This is a genomic window from Pseudomonas sp. Pseusp16 (genome assembly GCF_047324915.1).
GTDB lineage: Bacteria > Pseudomonadota > Gammaproteobacteria > Pseudomonadales > Pseudomonadaceae > Aquipseudomonas > Aquipseudomonas fluorescens_CD.
This window is the reverse complement of sequence record NZ_CP168522.1, coordinates 6848714-6866794: the sequence shown is the minus strand read 5'-3', so window position 1 is coordinate 6866794 and position 18081 is coordinate 6848714. Positions and strand designations below refer to the sequence as shown.

Here is an 18081-nt window from a genome sequence, read left to right as displayed (position 1 = left end):
ATGCTTGCCCCCTGAAAGAGGGAAGACCCTTGAGCCATCACAACCTCATCGGCAAATCACCAAAATAGTGCGCGTCAGGAAACCTGCGGGATTGAATCCGAAGGGGAAGACCTCCTCCTCTTCCTTGAGATCATCAGACCTTGCCACAACCTTGTATCCCACCCCCTTGCACTCCTTGGCCGCGCGCTTGTAACACCGGTCCCATTTCGAACCGAGCCCTGAACAATCAACCTCAATGCCACTTACCCCGCGTACCGCATGCGTTTTGGCATTGGTGGTACAACCCGCTAGAGCCAGCACTGCCACCGCGACAATCAGCTTGTTCATTCACGTCCTTATGCCAGAAAGCCCACCGGGCGATCATTAGTTTCAGGCTAAAGACTAGCTGCAAATAAGCGCTTGATCCGACTAAACAATCAGACATTTTTTCAGCATCTTTGGTTCCGACTGAAGCCACTGAAGCCGGGCGCAGTCCGCCAAATCCAAGGCACAAAAAAGGGCGACCGAAGTCGCCCTTTTTTACAGAAAATCAGAACTTAGTTCTGTTTTTCCATTTGTGCACGCAGCAGGTCACCCAGAGTGGTGGCCACAGGAGCATCAGTAGCTACTGGCTTGTCGCGCAGGCTCTGGATTGCTTCTTTCTCGTCTTCAACGTCTTTCGACTTGATCGAGAGCTGAATTACACGGCTCTTGCGGTCAACGCTGATGATCTTGGCTTCTACTTCTTCGCCTTCTTTCAGAACGTTGCGCGCGTCTTCAACGCGGTCACGGCTGATTTCGGAGGCTTTCAGAGTCGCTTCGATATCGTCGGCCAGAGTGATGATGGCGCCTTTAGCGTCAACTTCCTTCACGATGCCTTTAACGATGGCGCCTTTGTCGTTCTCTTGAACGTACTCGGAGAACGGATCGCTTTCCAGTTGCTTGATACCCAGGGAGATGCGCTCGCGCTCTGGGTCAACCGACAGGATAACGGTGTCCAGCTCGTCGCCCTTCTTGAAGCGGCGAACGGCTTCTTCGCCCACTTCGTTCCAGGAGATGTCGGACAGGTGAACCAGACCGTCGATGCCGCCGTCCAGACCAATGAAGATACCGAAATCGGTGATCGACTTGATGGTGCCGGAGATTTTATCGCCCTTGTTGAACTGGCCAGAGAAATCTTCCCATGGGTTGGATTTGCACTGTTTGATGCCCAGGGAGATACGACGACGCTCTTCGTCGATGTCCAGAACCATAACTTCCACTTCGTCGCCGACTTGTACGACTTTCGAAGGGTGGATGTTCTTGTTGGTCCAGTCCATTTCGGAAACGTGTACCAGACCTTCAACGCCTTCTTCCAGCTCAGCGAAGCAGCCGTAGTCGGTCAGGTTGGTTACACGAGCGGTAACGCGAGTGCTTTCCGGGTAACGGGCTTTGATAGCAACCCATGGATCTTCGCCCAGTTGCTTCAGGCCCAGGGAAACACGATTGCGCTCGCGATCGTACTTCAGAACCTTGACATCGATCTCGTCGCCAACGTTGACGATTTCGGAAGGATGCTTGATACGCTTCCAAGCCATGTCGGTAATGTGCAGCAGGCCATCGACGCCACCCAGATCGACGAATGCGCCGTAATCGGTGAGGTTCTTGACGATACCTTTGACTTGTTGGCCTTCCTGCAGGGATTCCAGCAGAGCTTCGCGCTCGGCGGAGTTCTCGGCTTCCAGGACGCTGCGACGGGAAACGACAACGTTGTTGCGCTTCTGATCCAGCTTGATGACCTTGAATTCCAGCTCTTTGCCTTCCAGGTGCGTGGTGTCGCGCACTGGACGGACGTCAACCAGAGAACCTGGCAGGAACGCACGGATGCCGTTAACGTCGACAGTGAAGCCGCCTTTAACCTTACCGTTGATAACGCCCTTGACCACTTCTTCGGCTGCGAAGGCTGCTTCCAGAACGATCCAGCATTCAGCGCGCTTGGCTTTTTCACGGGACAGCTTGGTTTCACCGAAACCGTCTTCAACCGAGTCCAGAGCAACGTGAACTTCGTCACCGACGTTGATGTTCAGTTCGCCAGCGTCGTTGTAGAACTGCTCCAGCGGGATCAGTGCTTCGGACTTCAGGCCAGCGTGAACGGTTACCCAGCGAGCCTGGTAATCGATATCAACGATAACACCGGTGATGATGGAGCCTGCCTGAAGGTTCAGGGTCTTTAGGCTTTCTTCAAAGAGTTCCGCAAAGCTTTCGCTCATTTTAATTCCTGTTGATGAGGGCGAAGAATACGCCCATCTCCACACCCCAGACGGTGTGGGTTAGTTTCATTTAAAAGAAGCCACCGCAGGACTATGACTGGTCCCCTGCGGCCTTCTTGGTCACCCGGCGATATCGCGAATGGCGATCTCGCTCATGATGCGTTCCAGCACCTGGTCGATGGACAATTCCGTGGAATCCAGCTGTATGGCGTCAGCCGCCGGTTTGAGCGGGGCTACCGCTCGCTGGGTGTCACGCTCATCGCGCGCACGTATCTCATCTAGCAGACTCGACAGACTAACACCCTCGACCTTGCCCTTCAACTGCAAATATCGACGGCGTGCCCGCTCCTCGGCGCTGGCGGTCAGAAAAATCTTCAGCGGCGCGTCAGGAAAAACTACCGTACCCATGTCGCGACCATCCGCCACAAGGCCCGGCGCTTCCTGAAAAGCTCGCTGGCGCTGCAGCAGCGCCTCGCGTACAGCGGGCAATGCAGCCACCTGGGAAGCGCCGGAACCGACGCTTTCGGTGCGAATGACATCGCTGACTTCATCACCTTCCAGGATGATGCGTTGCAACTGACCGTCCGTCGCCGCGATGAACTGCACATCCAGATGAGCGGCGAGCTTCTTCAGCAGCTCTTCATTGGTCAGGTCGACACCGTGGTTATGCGCGGCGAAGGCCAGCAATCGGTACAACGCACCGGAGTCCAGCAGGTTCCAGCCCAGGCGTTTGGCCAGGATCCCGGCTACCGTGCCCTTGCCCGAACCGCTTGGCCCATCGATGGTGATGACCGGTGCAATGTTGTTCACGACAGAGCCTCTTGTGCCACGCGAATACCGACCTGTGCGCACAGCGCCAGGAAATTCGGGAACGACGTCGCGACGTTGGCGCAATCATGGATGCGGATCGGGGCACTGGCGCGCAGGGAAGCGACGCTGAACGCCATGGCGATACGGTGATCACCATGACCGTGCACTTCACCGCCGCCGATCTGGCCGCCGTCGATGATGATGCCATCCGGGGTTGGCTCGCACTTGACGCCCAGCGCCAGCAAACCATCCGCCATGACCTGGATGCGATCCGACTCCTTGACCCGCAGCTCTTCGGCACCACGCAACACGGTGCGCCCTTCGGCACAGGCTGCGGCGACGAACAGCACCGGGAACTCGTCGATCGCCAGCGGAACCAGCGCCTCGGGAATCTCGATACCTTTGAGTTTAGCTGCACGTACGCGCAAATCCGCCACCGGCTCGCCACCCACTTCACGCTGGTTTTCCAGGGTGATGTCGGCGCCCATCAGGCGCAGGATGTCAATTACGCCGGTACGGGTCGGGTTGATGCCGACGTGCTCCAGCACCAGCTCGGAACCTTCGGCGATCGATGCCGCCACCAGGAAGAACGCCGAGGACGAAATGTCACCCGGGACTTCAATGTGGGTCGCGGTCAGTTTGCTGCCGGACTCGACCGACGCGGTCGCACCGTTGACCGTTACCGGGTAGCCGAAGCCACGGAGCATGCGCTCGGTATGGTCGCGGGTCGGAGCAGGCTCGGTAACCGTGGTCTTGCCTTCGGCATACAGTCCGGCCAACAGCAGGCAGGACTTAACCTGGGCACTGGCCATCGGCATGGTGTAGGTCAGCCCCTTGAGCTTGTTGCCACCACGAATTGTCATCGGCGGACGACCTTCAGCGGCGGTTTCGATCACTGCGCCCATTTCACGCAGCGGATTGGCCACGCGATTCATCGGGCGCTTGGACAGCGAGGCATCGCCGGTCAGGGTGCTGTCGAAGTTCTGCGCAGCCAAAAGGCCGGACAGCAGGCGCATCGAAGTACCGGAGTTGCCCAGATAGATCGGGCCCGGTGCCGGCTTCAGACCATGCAGGCCAACGCCGTGAATGGTCACGCGACCGTGGTGCGGGCCTTCGATGACCACGCCCATGTCACGGAAAGCCTGCAGGGTCGCCAGGGCATCTTCACCCTCAAGGAAACCTTCGACTTCGGTGACACCCTCAGCGAGGGAGCCGAGCATGATCGAACGGTGGGAAATCGATTTGTCACCTGGTACGCGAATCCGACCGGACAGGCGGCCACCAGGTTGAGCCAGGAAAATCAGATCGTTGGAATTCATAGCGTCCACATAGGCCCTGCGGGCCAGGATTTTACTGAAATGCTCGCGGGCAACCCGGGCGCGAGTGAAAACGCCCAACAATTGGTGCCCATCCCCTGCATCGACCGCGTCGCGCAAGGCGTCGAGATCGCTGCGAAATGTATCGAGTGTGCGCAGGACAGCTTCGCGGTTGGCGAGGAAGATGTCGTGCCACATGACCGGGTCGCTACCGGCGATTCTTGTGAAATCGCGGAAACCGCCCGCAGCGTAACGGAAGATCTCAAGATTTTCATTGCGCTTGGCCAACGAATCGACCAAACCGAACGCCAGCAAGTGCGGCAGATGACTGGTCGCAGCCAATACTTCGTCGTGACGCTCGACCTGCATGTGCTCGACATCGGCGCCCAATTCGCGCCACAGACGGTCGACCACCGCCAGGGCTGCCGGATCGGTTTGCTCCAGCGGCGTGAGGATCACTTTGTGGCGACGGAACAGCTCGGCGTTGGAGGCTTCTACCCCACTCTGCTCCGAACCGGCAATCGGATGCCCCGGCACGAAGCAGGACGGCATACTGCCAAATGCCTCGGTGGCAGCACGCACCACATTGCCCTTGGCGCTGCCGACATCGGTCAGGATCGCTTGCCCCAGATCCATGCCGGCCATACGCGCGAGCACTTTTTCCATGGCCAGAATCGGCACCGCCAACTGGATGACGTCGGCACCCTGACAAGCAACGCCCAGGTCTTCCTCGCAGCGATCCACCACACCCAACTCGACCGCGAGTTTGCGCGATTGCGGATCGAGATCGACCCCGACCACTTCGCGGCATATACCGCTTTCACGCAAACCCTTGGCAAACGAACCGCCGATCAACCCAAGACCGACCACCACCAGGCGACCGATCATAGGTTCAGCAGATTGCAGAGCAGTGACATCAACCACGAGCCAGAACCTTGCTCAGCGCTTCCAGGAAGCGGCTGTTTTCTGCCGGCAGACCAATGGTGATGCGCAGGTGATTCGGCATGCCGTAGTTGGCCACCGGACGCACGATCACGCCTTCACGCAACAAGCCCTGGAATACCGGGGCCGCGACCTGACCGAGATCGACGCAGATGAAATTGCCCCTGGACGGAATCCAGCTCAGCCCCAGTTCGCGGAAACCGGCTTCCAGTTGCTGCATGCCGGACTCGTTCAACTGACGGCTCTGCGCCAGATATTCTTCATCCTTCAACGCCGCACAGGAAGCAGCCAGGGCCAGGCTGTTGACGTTGAACGGCTGGCGTACGCGGTTCAGCACATCGGCAACTACCGGCGTCGACAAGCCATAACCCACACGCAGTGCTGCCAGGCCATAAGCCTTGGAGAATGTCCGGGAAACCAGCAGGTTCGGATAAGCCGCCAGGAAGTCCAGGCCATCCGGCATGTCGCTGCCTTCGGCGTACTCGATGTAGGCCTCGTCCAGCACCACCAGCACGTGCTCCGGAACATCCTGCAGAAACTCGTCCAGCGCCTCGGCGTCGAACCAGGTCCCGGTCGGGTTGTTCGGGTTGGCGATGAACACCACGCGGGTGTTGGCGTCGATGGCTGCCAGCATTGCAGGCAGGTCATGCCCCCAATCCTTGGCCGGGACCACCTTGGCCTCTGCGCCGACAGCCTGAGTGGCAATCGGGTAGACCGCAAACGCATGCTCGCTGAACACGGCATTCAGGCCCGGTGCCAGATAAGCACGGGCCACCAACTCAAGAATGTCGTTGGAGCCATTGCCCAGCGTCACTTGATTCAGCTCTACACGACACTGCTCAGCCAGCAGGGTCTTGAGCGCAAAACCGTTGCCGTCCGGATAGCGGGTCAGCTCGGCCAGCGCATCGCGTATGGCCGCCAGCGCCTTGGGGCCGGCGCCCAGCGGGTTTTCGTTGCTCGCCAGTTTGACGATGCTGGCCGGATCGAGATCCAGCTCACGTGCCAGTTCGTCCACGGGCTTGCCCGGAACGTAAGGCGAAAGTTGTTGCACGCCCGGCTGAGCCAGAGCGAGGAAATTGCCACTCATATGCTACCGCCCCTTAGAGAACTGCTTTCGGGTAGGAACCCAGCACCTTGAGTGCTACTGCTTCCTGACTGATCTTTTCCAGCACACCCTTGACCAGCGGGTCGCGATGATGACCGACGAAATCGATGAAGAACACGTAGGTCCATTTACCGCTGCGCGATGGTCGAGTCTCGATTCGTGTCAGGTCGATGCCGTTGTCGTGGAACGGCACCAGCAGCTCATGAAGCGCACCCGGTTTATTGCTCATCGAAACGATGATGGATGTCTTGTCGTCGCCGGTTGGCGGCACTTCCTGGTTGCCGATCATGAGGAAGCGCGTGGAGTTATCCGGGCGGTCCTCGATCTTCTCGGCCAAACGGGTCAGCCCGTACAGACCGGCCGCCATGTCGCCGGCAATCGCCGCCGAGTTCCACTCACCCTTGACCCGCTTGGCCGCTTCAGCGTTGCTGGACACCGCCACGCGTTCGACATTCGGGTAATGGGCGTCCAGCCACTTGCGGCACTGCGCCAGTGACTGGGCGTGGGAGTAAATGCGGCTGATGCTGTCGGTCTTGGTGTTTTCACCGACCAACAGGTGATGGTGGATACGCAGCTCGACTTCACCGCAGATCACCATGTCGTGTTCGAGGAAGCTGTCGAGGGTGTGGTTGACCGCGCCCTCGGTGGAGTTTTCCACCGGCACCACGCCAAAGTTCACCGCACCGGCCGCCACTTCACGGAACACCTCGTCGATCGCCGCCATCGGCTTGCTGATCACGGCGTGGCCGAAGTGCTTCATGGCCGCCGCCTGGGTGAAGGTGCCTTCAGGGCCGAGGTAAGCCACTTTAAGCGGCTGCTCGAGCGCCAGGCAGGAGGACATGATTTCACGGAACAACCGCGCCATCTCTTCGTTGCCCAGCGGCCCCTGGTTACGCTCCATGACACGCTTGAGCACCTGAGCTTCACGCTCGGGACGATAGAACACCGGCACTTCGCCTTCGGCCAGCGAGGCCATCTTTACTCGCGCGACTTCCTGGGCGCAGCGCGCACGCTCACTGATCAGCTCCAGGACCTTTTCGTCCAGGGCATCAATGCGCAGGCGCAGTGCCTTGAGTTCTTGCTCAGACATTAGCCGTGTTCCTTCTCGAACTCTGCCATGTACGAAACCAGCGCGCTGACGGCGTTGATGTCGACGGCGTTATAGATGGAGGCGCGCATGCCGCCCACCGAACGGTGGCCCTTGAGGTTCAACAGGCCACGCTCGTCGGCACCGGCCAGGAACGGCTTGTCCAGACGATCATCAGCCAGGCGGAACGGCACGTTCATCCACGAGCGGTCCGACTTGTTGATCGGGTTGCTGTACAGGCCGCTGGCATCGATGAAGCCATACAGCGTGCGCTGCTTGACTTCGTTGAGCTTGCCGATGGCCTCGACGCCGCCCTGCTCCTTCAGCCACTCGAACACCAGGCCGGACAAATACCACGCCAGGGTCGGCGGGGTGTTGTACATCGAACCGTTATCGGCCGCGATCTTATAGTTGAGCATAGTCGGGCACAGGGAACGAGCCTTGCCCAGCAGGTCTTCGCGAACGATGTTGACGACGATACCGCTCGGGCCGATGTTTTTCTGGGCGCCGGCGTAGATCATGCCGAAACGCGAAACATCGATCGGACGCGACAGGATGTCCGAAGACATGTCGGCGACCAGCGGAACATCACCGGTCTCCGGAATCCACTGGAACTCCAGACCGCCGATGGTTTCGTTCGGCGCGTAGTGGACGTAGGCCGCGTCTTTCGACAGCTTCCATTCGTTCTGGCCGGGAATGGCGAAATAGTCGTAAGGCTTGGCGGTGCCGGCTACGTTGACGTGGCCATAGCGCGAAGCTTCTTCGATGGCTTTCTGCGACCAGATACCGGTATCGATATAGTCGGCCGAGCCGTTTTCCGGCAACAGGTTCAGAGGAATCTGAGCAAATTGCTGGCTGGCGCCACCTTGCAGAAACAGCACTTTATAGTTCGAGGGGATATTCAGCAGATCACGCAGATCCTGCTCGGCCTTGGTGGCGATGGACACGAACTCATCACTGCGATGGCTCATTTCCATGACCGACAGACCCTTGCCGTGCCAGTCGAGGAGTTCACCCTGGGCGCGCTGCAGGACAGCTTCGGGAAGCGCCGCAGGACCGGCACAGAAGTTATAGGCTCTCTTGCTCACATCCAATCTCGCTCTGATTTGGGGGTATCACGCAATAAAAACGCCGTGATCACTCCCACGCAATAGCATGGGAGCGATCAACTGTAGGAGCGAGCTTGCTCGCGATGGACTTGAAGACACCGCGTTTAATCAGAAAACCCGCGTCATCGTTGACGACCATCGCGAGCGAGCTCGCTCCTACAGGGGGACCTCACAAACAACAAGGGGGCGAATTTTCATCCGCCCCCTCATATCCACTTACTCTTGTGGCTCTTCGTCAGCGGCGGCGTCGAGTTGCTGGTCTTCGGCAACGTCGTCAATCACGACTTCACCGACAAACCCTTCACCCTCTTCGCCTTCCAGCTCTTCACCCTCGACTTCCGACGGCTCCTGAACCCGCTCCAGCCCGACCAGCGTTTCGTCATTGGCCAGCTTGATCAGGGTCACGCCCTGGGTGTTACGACCCAGGCTGGACACTTCGTCGACACGGGTGCGCACCAGGGTGCCCTGGTCGGAAATCAGCATGATTTCCTCGCCGTCGAGCACCTGAACCGCACCGACCAGGCGGCCGTTACGCTCGTTGCTGACCATGGCGATAACGCCCTGACCGCCACGCTTGTACTCAGGGAACTCGGTGATTGCCGTGCGCTTGCCAAAACCACGCTCGGAAGCGGTGAGGATCTGGCTGCCTTCTTCCGGGATCAGCATGGAAATCAGCTTCTGGCCTTCCGGCAGACGCATGCCGCGCACACCGCGGGCGGTACGGCCCATGGCGCGAACGTCGGATTCCTTGAAGCGGGTGACCTTGCCGCCATCGGAGAACAGCATCACTTCGCGCTCGCCATCGGTGATGGCCGCGGAAATCAGCACGTCGCCTTCGTCCAGCTCCAGCGCGATCAGGCCGACGCTGCGTTGACGGCTGAAGGATTCCAGCGGGGTCTTCTTCACGGTGCCATTGGCGGTGGCCATGAAGATGTAGTGACCTTCGGTGTATTCCTCGACCGGCAGCATGGTGGTGATGTACTCACCGTCGTCCAGCGGCAGCAGGTTGACCAGCGGACGACCACGGGCAGCGCGGGATGCCTCGGGGATTTCGTAGGTTTTCAGCCAGTACACCTTGCCCTTGCTGGAGAACAGCAGCAGCGTGGTGTGGCTGTTGGCAACCAGCAGGTGAGCGATGTAGTCCTCATCCTTGACGCCGGTCGCCGACTTGCCTTTACCACCACGACGCTGGGCCTGGTACGCAGCCAGCGGCTGGGTCTTGGCGTAGCCACCGTGGGAAATGGTCACGACGCGCTCTTCTTCCGGGATCATGTCACCCAGGGTCAGGTCGAGTCGGGCATCGAGGATCTCGGTACGACGTACGTCGCCGTATTCGGCGCGAATCACTTCCAGCTCTTCGCGGATCACTTCCATCAGGCGCGTGGCGCTGTTGAGGATGCGGATCAGCTCGCCGATCTGGTTGAGGATCTCTTGATACTCGGCCAGCAGTTTTTCGTGTTCCAGACCGGTCAGGCGGTGCAGACGCAGTTCCAGAATGGCTTGCGCCTGTTCTGGCGACAGGAAGTACTTGCCGTCGCGCAGACCGTATTGCGGATCGAGGTTTTCCGGACGGCACGAATCGGCGCCGGCACGTTCAACCATCGCCACCACAGCCGAGGACTCCCAAGGCGTGCTGACCAGCGCTTCCTTGGCTTCCGACGGCGTTGGCGAGGCCTTGATCAGGGCGATGACCGGGTCGATGTTCGACAGGGCAACGGCTTGACCTTCAAGGATGTGACCACGCTCGCGCGCCTTGCGCAGTTCGAACACGGTACGACGGGTAACCACTTCGCGACGGTGACGGACGAAGGCTTCCAGCAAATCCTTGAGGTTCAGGATCCGCGGACGGCCATCGATCAGCGCGACGATGTTGATACCGAACACCGCTTGCAGCTGGGTCTGGGCGTAGAGGTTGTTGAGGATGACCTCTGGCACTTCGCCGCGACGCAGCTCGATCACGACGCGCATACCGTCCTTGTCGGACTCGTCGCGCAGCTCGGTGATGCCTTCAAGCTTCTTCTCCTTGACCAGCTCGGCGATCTTCTCGATCAGACGCGCCTTGTTCAGCTGGTATGGGAGTTCGGTGATGACGATCTGCTGACGGCCACCGACCTTGTCGATGTCTTCGATCATCGAGCGGGCACGCATGTAAATGCGCCCGCGACCGGTGCGGTAGGCTTCGATGATGCCGGCGCGACCGTTGATGATCGCGGCGGTCGGGAAGTCCGGACCGGGAATGTATTGCATCAGTTCATCGACGGTCAGCTCGGGATTGTCGATGAGCGCCAGGCAACCGTCGATGACTTCACCGAGGTTGTGCGGCGGAATGTTGGTCGCCATGCCCACGGCGATACCGCTGGAGCCGTTGACCAACAGGTTGGGAATACGGGTCGGCATGACCGCCGGGATCATCTCGGTGCCGTCGTAGTTCGGCACCCAGTCCACGGTTTCCTTGTGCAGGTCAGCCAGCAGCTCGTGCGCCAGCTTGGTCATGCGCACTTCGGTGTATCGCATGGCCGCGGCGTTGTCGCCGTCCACCGAACCGAAGTTGCCTTGGCCGTCTACCAGCAGGTAGCGCAGGGAGAATGGCTGCGCCATCCGAACGATGGTGTCGTACACCGCGGTATCACCGTGCGGGTGATACTTACCGATCACGTCACCGACAACACGGGCAGATTTCTTGTACGGCTTGTTGAAGTCGTTGCCCAGCTCGCTCATCGCGAACAGCACGCGCCGGTGCACGGGCTTCAAGCCATCGCGCGCATCCGGCAGTGCCCGCCCGACAATTACGCTCATCGCGTAGTCGAGGTAGGACTGCTTCAGCTCGTCTTCGATATTGACCGGGAGGATTTCTTTGGCCAGTTCGCCCATGAGAAGCCTGATTCCTTTTTCTGGTGAAACTTCGTCACATCCATATGGGACCAACGAAGCTCGCCGATACAGGCTGATTGCCATGCACCGACTTACGACAAATCAACGAGTTATGCCATGGATCTGCGCAGTACGGGTCGCCACTTGGGGCAACCCTGGAAACCGCCGGATGTTATCACAAGAGCCGCCACGCACCTATCCCCTAGATGCGCATGGAGAGTAGTTAGTTGACCGATGACAGGCTTGAAGAGGACGAGAGGGGCTTAGAGGCTTGATGAATGCAGATTTCAGGCTCGATTCTGGCTGATTTGTTGACTTTGCGGACCTCTTCGCGAGCAAGCCCGCTCCCACACCGGATCGGCGTCGCATACAAATTTTGCGACCGACTTGGTCCAATGTGGGAGCGGGCTTGCTCGCGAATACAATTTATCTGTCGCCAAAGAGCCTTAATGCAGGCGCTTGCGGCACATCAACTGAGCCATCTTCGCCGTATCCGGACGCTCGACGATGCCTTTTTCAGTGACGATCGCATCGATCAGGTCCGCCGGCGTCACATCGAACACCGGATTGAATGCTTCGACATCCGCGCCCACCCGCTTGCCACCGACCTCCAGCAACTCGCGACCATCACGCTCCTCAATCGGAATGTCATCGCCGCTGGCCAGGTTCATGTCGATGGTCGAACTCGGCGCCACCACCATGAAGCGCACGCCGTGGTGCATGGCGTTGACGGCCAGTTGATAGGTACCGATCTTGTTGGCCACGTCGCCATTGGCAGTGATCCGGTCAGCGCCGACGATGACCCAGGTAGGGCCCTTGGTCTTCATGATATGCGCCGCGGCGGAATCGACATTGAGGGTCACGGGAATGCCTTCATTGGCCAGTTCCCACGCGGTCAGCCGCGAACCCTGCAGCCATGGGCGGGTTTCGTCGACATAGACCTGCTCGACCATGCCCTCGATGAATGCACCACGAATCACCCCCAGCGCCGTGCCAAAGCCGCCCGTGGCCAGCGCACCCGTGTTGCAGTGGGTCAGGATCGCCTGCGCGTTGCCCTGATGCTTGCGGATCAGGTCGACACCCAGTTGCGCCATGGTCAGATTGGCTTCGCGATCACTTTCGTGAATGGCGATGGCCTCGGCCTCCAGCACCTCAAGCGGATCGGCATTGTCTTTCAGGCGATCGAGCCGATCATGCATGCGCCCCAGCGCCCAAAACAGATTGACCGCAGTGGGACGGGAATCGGCCAGCAGCGCAAAATCCTCTTCCAGCGCGGCGTACCAGTCGCCACCTTCGGCAATCCGGGCACGGGCCGCGAGCACGATGCCATAGGCGGCACTGATGCCGATGGCCGGTGCGCCACGCACCACCATCGAGCGAATGGCTTCGGCCACACCGGCTGCGCTGGTGTAGGCGATCCAGGTTTCCTCGAACGGCAAAATACGCTGATCCAGCAGATGGAGAGCGCCATCACGCCAATCGATGGCCTTTACCTTTTCCGCAGCCAACAGTCGATCGCGCATCCCTCACCCCGCACTCATGAACAAAAGCCGCCGATTATAGCGATCCCCCCGCGAAGACGCTCGGGTATACTTCGCCATCCTTTACAAAAGCACTGGAACCGACCCTCGATGCCGAACACTGCCGCTGCGCTCGACCTGTTATTGCTGCCGACCTGGCTGGTACCCGTCGAACCCGCTGGTGTTGTCCTCAAAGAACATGGCGTGGGCATCCGTGATGGACGCATCGTGTTTATCGGCCCACGTTCCGCCGCTCTGAAGCTTAACTCAAGCGAAACCCGCGAATTGCCCGACATGTTGCTCAGCCCCGGCCTGATCAATGCCCACGGGCACGCGGCGATGACGCTGTTCCGTGGCCTGGCCGATGACCTGCCATTGATGACCTGGCTGGAAAATCACATCTGGCCAGCCGAAGCCAAGTGGGTCGATGAATCATTCGTACGCGACGGCACCGACCTGGCCATCGCCGAACAGATCAAAGGCGGCATCACCTGTTTCTCTGACATGTATTTCTTCCCGAAGGTTGCCAGCGAGCGCGTGCACAACAGCGGCATTCGCGCGCAGATCGCGATTCCGATCCTCGACTTCCCCATTCCGGGCGCCGCTACCGCGGATGAAGCCATTCGTCAGGGCGTCGAACTGTTTGGCGATCTCAAGCACCACGAGCGCATCAAAATCACTTTCGGTCCCCATGCACCCTACACCGTAGGCGACGAAAACCTGGAAAAAATCCGGGTGATCGCCGAAGAACTGGACGCCTCGATCCACATGCACGTGCATGAAACCGCTTTCGAAGTGCAGCAATCGGTCGAGCAGCGCGGTGAACGCCCACTGGCCCGCCTGGCGCGCCTGGGCTTGTTGGGGCCGCGCTTCCAGGCGGTTCACATGACCCAGATCAGCGATGAAGACCTGGCGCTGCTGGTAGAAAGCAACAGCAATGTGATTCATTGCCCGGAGTCGAACCTGAAGCTGGCCAGCGGGTTCTGCCCGGTCGAGCGTTTGTGGCAGGCCGGGGTGAATGTCGCAGTCGGCACCGATGGCGCGGCGAGCAACAATGACCTGGACCTGCTCGGCGAAACCCGCACCGCGGCCTTGCTGGCCAAGGCTGTCGCCGGCTCGGCTACCGCGCTGGATGCCCATCGTGCCTTGCGCATGGCCACTCTCAACGGCGCCCGGGCACTGGGTATCGAGGCCGACGTCGGCTCACTGGAAATCGGCAAGGCGGCGGACATGGTGGCTTTCGACCTTTCCGGCCTGGCCCAGCAACCGGTCTACGACCCGGTTTCGCAGCTTATATACGCCACCGGCCGCGACTGCGTGAAACACCTTTGGGTTGCCGGCAAGCAGTTGCTCGATGACCGTCGCCTGACACGCCTCGATGAACAACAGCTAGGCGCTGCTGCGAAGAATTGGGGCAAGCGCATCAGCGGCCGTACCGAATCGTAAGCACCCTGGAGCACAATCCGGGGCAACAGGAATTTTCAAGTTTTAGAGGACTTAAACCATGAGCAACGTCGACTACGCCGAAATCGCCAAATTCGAAGCCCTGGCCCATCGCTGGTGGGACCGCGAAAGCGAATTCAAACCGCTGCACGACATCAACCCGCTGCGAGTCAACTGGATTGACGAGCGGGTCAATCTGGCCGGTAAAAAGGTCCTCGACGTCGGTTGCGGCGGCGGCATCCTCAGCGAAGCCATGGCCCAGCGCGGCGCGACCGTCATGGGTATCGATATGGGTGAAGCGCCGTTGGCGGTTGCCCAGTTGCATCAACTGGAGTCGGGCGTCAACGTCGAATACCGGCAGATCACCGCCGAAGCCCTGGCCGAGGAAATGCCCGAGCAGTTCGACGTGGTCACCTGCCTGGAAATGCTCGAGCACGTGCCGGATCCGTCGTCGGTCATCCGCGCCTGCTTCCGCATGGTCAAGCCCGGCGGCCAGGTGTTCTTCTCGACCATCAACCGCAACCCGAAGGCGTACCTGTTCGCCATCGTCGGCGCCGAATACATCATGAAGTTGCTGCCGCGCGGCACCCACGACTTCAAGAAATTCATCCGCCCTTCCGAGCTCGGTGCCTGGAGCCGCATGGCCGGCCTGACCGTCAAGGACATCATCGGCCTGACCTACAACCCGCTGACCAAGCACTACAAGCTGGCCTCAGACGTGGACGTCAATTACATGATCCAGACCCTGCGCGAGGAGTAAGCCGATGCCAATCAGAGCAGTTCTTTTCGACATGGACGGCACCCTGCTCGACACCGCGCCGGACTTCATTGCGATCTGCCAGGCGATGCGTGCCGACCGCGGATTGCCACCGATGAACGACAAGCACATCCGCGACGAGATTTCCGGCGGCGCCCGGGCAATGGTCGCCGTGACCTTCGCCATGGACCCGGAATCGCCGGGCTTCGAGGAATTGCGCCAGGAGTTCCTGGAGCGCTACCTCGTGGGTTGTGCCGTTCACAGCAAGCTGTTCGACGGCATGGCTGAATTGCTCGCCGATATCGAGAAAGCCAACCTGATCTGGGGCGTGGTCACCAACAAGCCACTGCGGTTTGCCGAGCCGATCATGCAGCAACTGGGGCTGGCCGAGCGTTCGGCGCTGCTGATCTGCCCGGATCACGTGAAGAACAGCAAACCCGATCCAGAGCCACTGATCCTCGCGTGCAAGATGCTCGACCTAGACCCGGCCAGCGTGCTGTTCGTAGGTGATGACTTGCGCGACATCGAGTCGGGCCGCGATGCCGGCACCAAGACGGCTGCGGTGACCTTTGGCTATATCCACCCGGATGACAACCCGCGGCATTGGGGGGCGGATGTGGTGGTCGATCATCCGTTGGAATTGCGCAAGGTGCTCGATAGCGCCCTGTGTAGCTGCTAAGCCGAACCGCTTTTTGCAGGAGCGGGCTTGCTCGCGAAAAACCCGAGAACGCCGCAGTTTGTCAGGCTTGTCGCGTAATCGTTGACGACCATCGCGAGCATGTTCGCTCCTACAAGGATCGCGTCGCTCCTATTCTGATTTGTCGAGGTTTTTATGTTTGATTATTCCGCCCGCCCCGAACTGCTCAAGGATCGGGTCATTCTGGTCACCGGCGCCGGTCGCGGCATCGGCGCCGCAGCGGCGAAAACCTACGCGGCCCACGGCGCAACCGTGCTGCTGCTGGGCAAGACAGAAGCCAACCTGTCCCAGGTCTACGACGAAATCGAAGCCGCCGGCCATCCACAACCGGCGGTAATCCCGTTCAACCTGGAAACCGCCCTGCCCCATCAATACGATGAGCTGGCTGCGATGATCGAAACCGAATTCGGTCATCTCGACGGCTTGTTGCACAACGCTTCGATCATTGGCCCGCGCACGCCGATCGAACAGTTGTCCGGCGAAAACTTCATGCGCGTCATGCAAGTCAATGTCAATGCCATGTTCATGCTCACCAGCACGCTGCTGCCGCTGCTCAAGCTGTCGCAGGATGCCTCGGTGGTGTTCACTTCCAGCAGCGTCGGCCGCAAGGGACGTGCGTATTGGGGCGCTTACGGCGTCTCCAAATTCGCCACCGAAGGCCTGATGCAAACCCTGGCTGACGAAGTCGACACCGTGGCCCCGGTACGTTCCAACAGCATCAACCCGGGCGCTACCCGCACCAGTATGCGCGCCCAGGCCTACCCGGGCGAAAACCCACTGAACAACCCGACGCCCGAGGAGATCATGCCGGTCTACCTTTACCTGATGGGCCCGGACAGCACCGGCATCAATGGCCAGGCGTTCGACGCCCAGTAACGACCGCACGTCGCTTTTTTGTTGCCGCGCCGGCTTCCCGCCGCGGCACTTGAAGCCCCTCCAATTCAGGCCAGGCACCTGTCAATCAAACGTCACACGTATCGCCTTACAGGCCAAAGTCAAACAACAACCGATTGATTTAATACGTATTTTATCCAGATGATCCGAATGGCACGACTTTCGCTCTAAGTTTGCTCAAACACGCAACGTGAAAGCAGACGAGGGGGTGAAGCTTGAGTGCAGACGTTACTCATCTTCCACAAAGCGGATTAAACTTGTACGAAATGTCCTACGGGACTGACGGACCAGTACGACGCGCAGCCCTAAGCCGCTCTCACCCTGCTTGTAAGACAGCCTTACTGCTTAGGGGCGCACGCCTTATGAAACCACCCTCCCAGACCAACGCAATTGACTTCGATAGCGCCAAATTGCAGCGCCTGGGCTTTGGTCAGCAGCCGCCTATTCTGGAAAGGCCTGTCAGCCTTGCGCAAATGCGCCAGCAACTGAGCCTGCAGCTGCAAACCAGTCTGGAGCCGCAACGCATTCTCGGAACGTTCTATCGCGAGATTCAACGATTGGTGCCGCTGGACGCCTTGATCTACCAACACAAGAACAGCGACCTGCGCCTGGAGTTTGGCCAGCGCGGCCACCATTCCATCAGTTACAGCCTCAGTCACGAAGGCGAGCACTTGGGCGAGCTGGTTTTTCGCCGCAATCAGCGTTTCAGCGAACAGGAACAGGGTCATCTCGAATCACTGCTGGCCGCGCTGCTTTTCCCGATGCGCAACGCGCTGCTTTACCGTACCGCCACCCAAAGCGCACTGCGCGACCCATTGACGGGCACCGGTAACCGCATCGCCATGGACCAGACGCTGCAAAGGGAAATCGAGCTGTCCCGGCGCCATCTGCAACCGTTGTCGGTGCTGATGCTGGACATCGATCATTTCAAGCAAGTCAATGACATCCATGGCCACAGCACTGGCGATCACGTGCTCAAGGCGGTCGCTGCCTCGATCAAACATCAGTTGCGCAACGTGGACATGGTGTTCCGCTATGGCGGTGAAGAGTTCCTGATCCTGCTGTCGAACACCAGCCGCGAGGCCGCGGCCATGGTCGGTGAACGGCTGCGGTTTGCAGTGCAGTCTGAAGAATACCTGGCCGATGCTCATACGATCTTGCTGACGGTCAGCCTCGGCTGTTCGACCCTGTTGCCCGGCGAGTCTGCCGAAAGCCTGTTGCGACGGGCAGACAGCGCGCTGTATGTGGCCAAGCGCGAAGGTCGTAACCGGCTGGAGATGGCGGGCTGAGCCATTCGCCACG

The 18081-nt window shown here is 59.7% G+C and carries 14 protein-coding genes; 5 read left to right on the top strand and 9 right to left on the bottom strand.

What is annotated here, in order from left to right:
* Positions 1–45 precede the first annotated feature (45 nt).
* From ACEN8Q_RS31220 to mtnA, 9 genes are all read right to left on the bottom strand, one after another.
* The gene (locus ACEN8Q_RS31220) at positions 46–327 is read right to left on the bottom strand and encodes a hypothetical protein (RefSeq protein WP_413425557.1); all 282 of its coding nucleotides are present in this window, start codon (positions 325–327) and stop codon (positions 46–48) included.
* A 209-nt stretch (positions 328–536) separates the two neighbouring features.
* The gene (rpsA, locus tag ACEN8Q_RS31215; RefSeq protein WP_007973639.1) at positions 537–2228 is read right to left on the bottom strand and encodes a 30S ribosomal protein S1; all 1692 of its coding nucleotides are present in this window, start codon (positions 2226–2228) and stop codon (positions 537–539) included.
* A gap of 120 nt (positions 2229–2348) precedes the next feature.
* The gene (gene cmk / locus ACEN8Q_RS31210; protein ID WP_007973641.1) at positions 2349–3038 is read right to left on the bottom strand and encodes a (d)CMP kinase; all 690 of its coding nucleotides are present in this window, start codon (positions 3036–3038) and stop codon (positions 2349–2351) included.
* Positions 3035–5242: a bifunctional prephenate dehydrogenase/3-phosphoshikimate 1-carboxyvinyltransferase gene (locus ACEN8Q_RS31205; RefSeq protein WP_413705528.1), complete on the bottom strand. Its 2208-nt coding sequence runs from the start codon at positions 5240–5242 to the stop codon at positions 3035–3037. Before ACEN8Q_RS31205 ends, cmk begins: the two co-directional genes overlap by 4 nt.
* 28 nt (positions 5243–5270) lie before the next feature.
* The gene (hisC, locus tag ACEN8Q_RS31200; RefSeq protein ID WP_413425555.1) at positions 5271–6383 is read right to left on the bottom strand and encodes a histidinol-phosphate transaminase; all 1113 of its coding nucleotides are present in this window, start codon (positions 6381–6383) and stop codon (positions 5271–5273) included.
* 13 nt (positions 6384–6396) lie between these two features.
* Positions 6397–7491, bottom strand: a complete 1095-nt coding sequence (gene pheA / locus ACEN8Q_RS31195) for a prephenate dehydratase (protein WP_007939916.1) — start codon at positions 7489–7491, stop codon at positions 6397–6399.
* Positions 7491–8576, bottom strand: coding sequence for a 3-phosphoserine/phosphohydroxythreonine transaminase (serC, locus tag ACEN8Q_RS31190; RefSeq protein ID WP_413704214.1), 1086 nt, complete (start codon positions 8574–8576; stop codon positions 7491–7493). The genes pheA and serC overlap by 1 nt, the downstream gene beginning before the upstream one ends.
* 237 nt (positions 8577–8813) lie before the next feature.
* Positions 8814–11468: a DNA gyrase subunit A gene (gene gyrA / locus ACEN8Q_RS31185; protein ID WP_413425553.1), complete on the bottom strand. Its 2655-nt coding sequence runs from the start codon at positions 11466–11468 to the stop codon at positions 8814–8816.
* Positions 11469–11914: 446 nt separating this feature from the next.
* Entirely contained in the window at positions 11915–12991 is a 1077-nt protein-coding gene (mtnA, locus tag ACEN8Q_RS31180) for an S-methyl-5-thioribose-1-phosphate isomerase (protein ID WP_413425551.1), read from the bottom strand.
* A gap of 108 nt (positions 12992–13099) precedes the next feature.
* Here mtnA and ACEN8Q_RS31175 point away from each other — a divergent pair, with 108 nt between their 5' ends.
* The 5 genes from ACEN8Q_RS31175 (at position 13100) to ACEN8Q_RS31155 (ending at position 18068) form a co-directional block, all read left to right on the top strand.
* On the top strand, positions 13100–14434 hold the full coding sequence (locus tag ACEN8Q_RS31175; RefSeq protein WP_413425549.1) for a TRZ/ATZ family hydrolase: 1335 nt from the start codon (positions 13100–13102) through the stop codon (positions 14432–14434).
* 58 nt (positions 14435–14492) lie between these two features.
* Positions 14493–15191 carry a bifunctional 2-polyprenyl-6-hydroxyphenol methylase/3-demethylubiquinol 3-O-methyltransferase UbiG gene (ubiG, locus tag ACEN8Q_RS31170; RefSeq protein WP_008017781.1) on the top strand — a complete coding sequence of 233 codons (699 nt, stop codon included), beginning with the start codon at positions 14493–14495 and terminating at the stop codon, positions 15189–15191.
* Positions 15192–15195: 4 nt separating this feature from the next.
* Positions 15196–15867, top strand: coding sequence for an N-acetylmuramic acid 6-phosphate phosphatase MupP (gene mupP, locus ACEN8Q_RS31165; RefSeq protein ID WP_413704213.1), 672 nt, complete (start codon positions 15196–15198; stop codon positions 15865–15867).
* A gap of 153 nt (positions 15868–16020) precedes the next feature.
* Positions 16021–16761, top strand: a complete 741-nt coding sequence (locus ACEN8Q_RS31160) for a YciK family oxidoreductase (RefSeq protein WP_160385982.1) — start codon at positions 16021–16023, stop codon at positions 16759–16761.
* 380 nt (positions 16762–17141) lie between these two features.
* Positions 17142–18068: a GGDEF domain-containing protein gene (locus ACEN8Q_RS31155; RefSeq protein ID WP_413704212.1), complete on the top strand. Its 927-nt coding sequence runs from the start codon at positions 17142–17144 to the stop codon at positions 18066–18068.
* Positions 18069–18081: the final 13 nt, after the last annotated feature.

Coding starts and splice junctions, on each gene's coding strand:
- ACEN8Q_RS31220 (WP_413425557.1), bottom strand. CDS start 327: ATGAACAAGCTGATTGTCGCGGTGGCAGTGCTGGCTCTAGCGGGTTGT.
- rpsA (WP_007973639.1), bottom strand. CDS start 2,228: ATGAGCGAAAGCTTTGCGGAACTCTTTGAAGAAAGCCTAAAGACCCTG.
- ACEN8Q_RS31205 (WP_413705528.1), bottom strand. CDS start 5,242: ATGATCGGTCGCCTGGTGGTGGTCGGTCTTGGGTTGATCGGCGGTTCG.
- hisC (WP_413425555.1), bottom strand. CDS start 6,383: ATGAGTGGCAATTTCCTCGCTCTGGCTCAGCCGGGCGTGCAACAACTT.
- pheA (WP_007939916.1), bottom strand. CDS start 7,491: ATGTCTGAGCAAGAACTCAAGGCACTGCGCCTGCGCATTGATGCCCTG.
- gyrA (WP_413425553.1), bottom strand. CDS start 11,468: ATGGGCGAACTGGCCAAAGAAATCCTCCCGGTCAATATCGAAGACGAG.
- mtnA (WP_413425551.1), bottom strand. CDS start 12,991: ATGCGCGATCGACTGTTGGCTGCGGAAAAGGTAAAGGCCATCGATTGG.
- ACEN8Q_RS31175 (WP_413425549.1), top strand. CDS start 13,100: ATGCCGAACACTGCCGCTGCGCTCGACCTGTTATTGCTGCCGACCTGG.
- ubiG (WP_008017781.1), top strand. CDS start 14,493: ATGAGCAACGTCGACTACGCCGAAATCGCCAAATTCGAAGCCCTGGCC.
- mupP (WP_413704213.1), top strand. CDS start 15,196: ATGCCAATCAGAGCAGTTCTTTTCGACATGGACGGCACCCTGCTCGAC.
- ACEN8Q_RS31160 (WP_160385982.1), top strand. CDS start 16,021: ATGTTTGATTATTCCGCCCGCCCCGAACTGCTCAAGGATCGGGTCATT.
- ACEN8Q_RS31155 (WP_413704212.1), top strand. CDS start 17,142: ATGAAACCACCCTCCCAGACCAACGCAATTGACTTCGATAGCGCCAAA.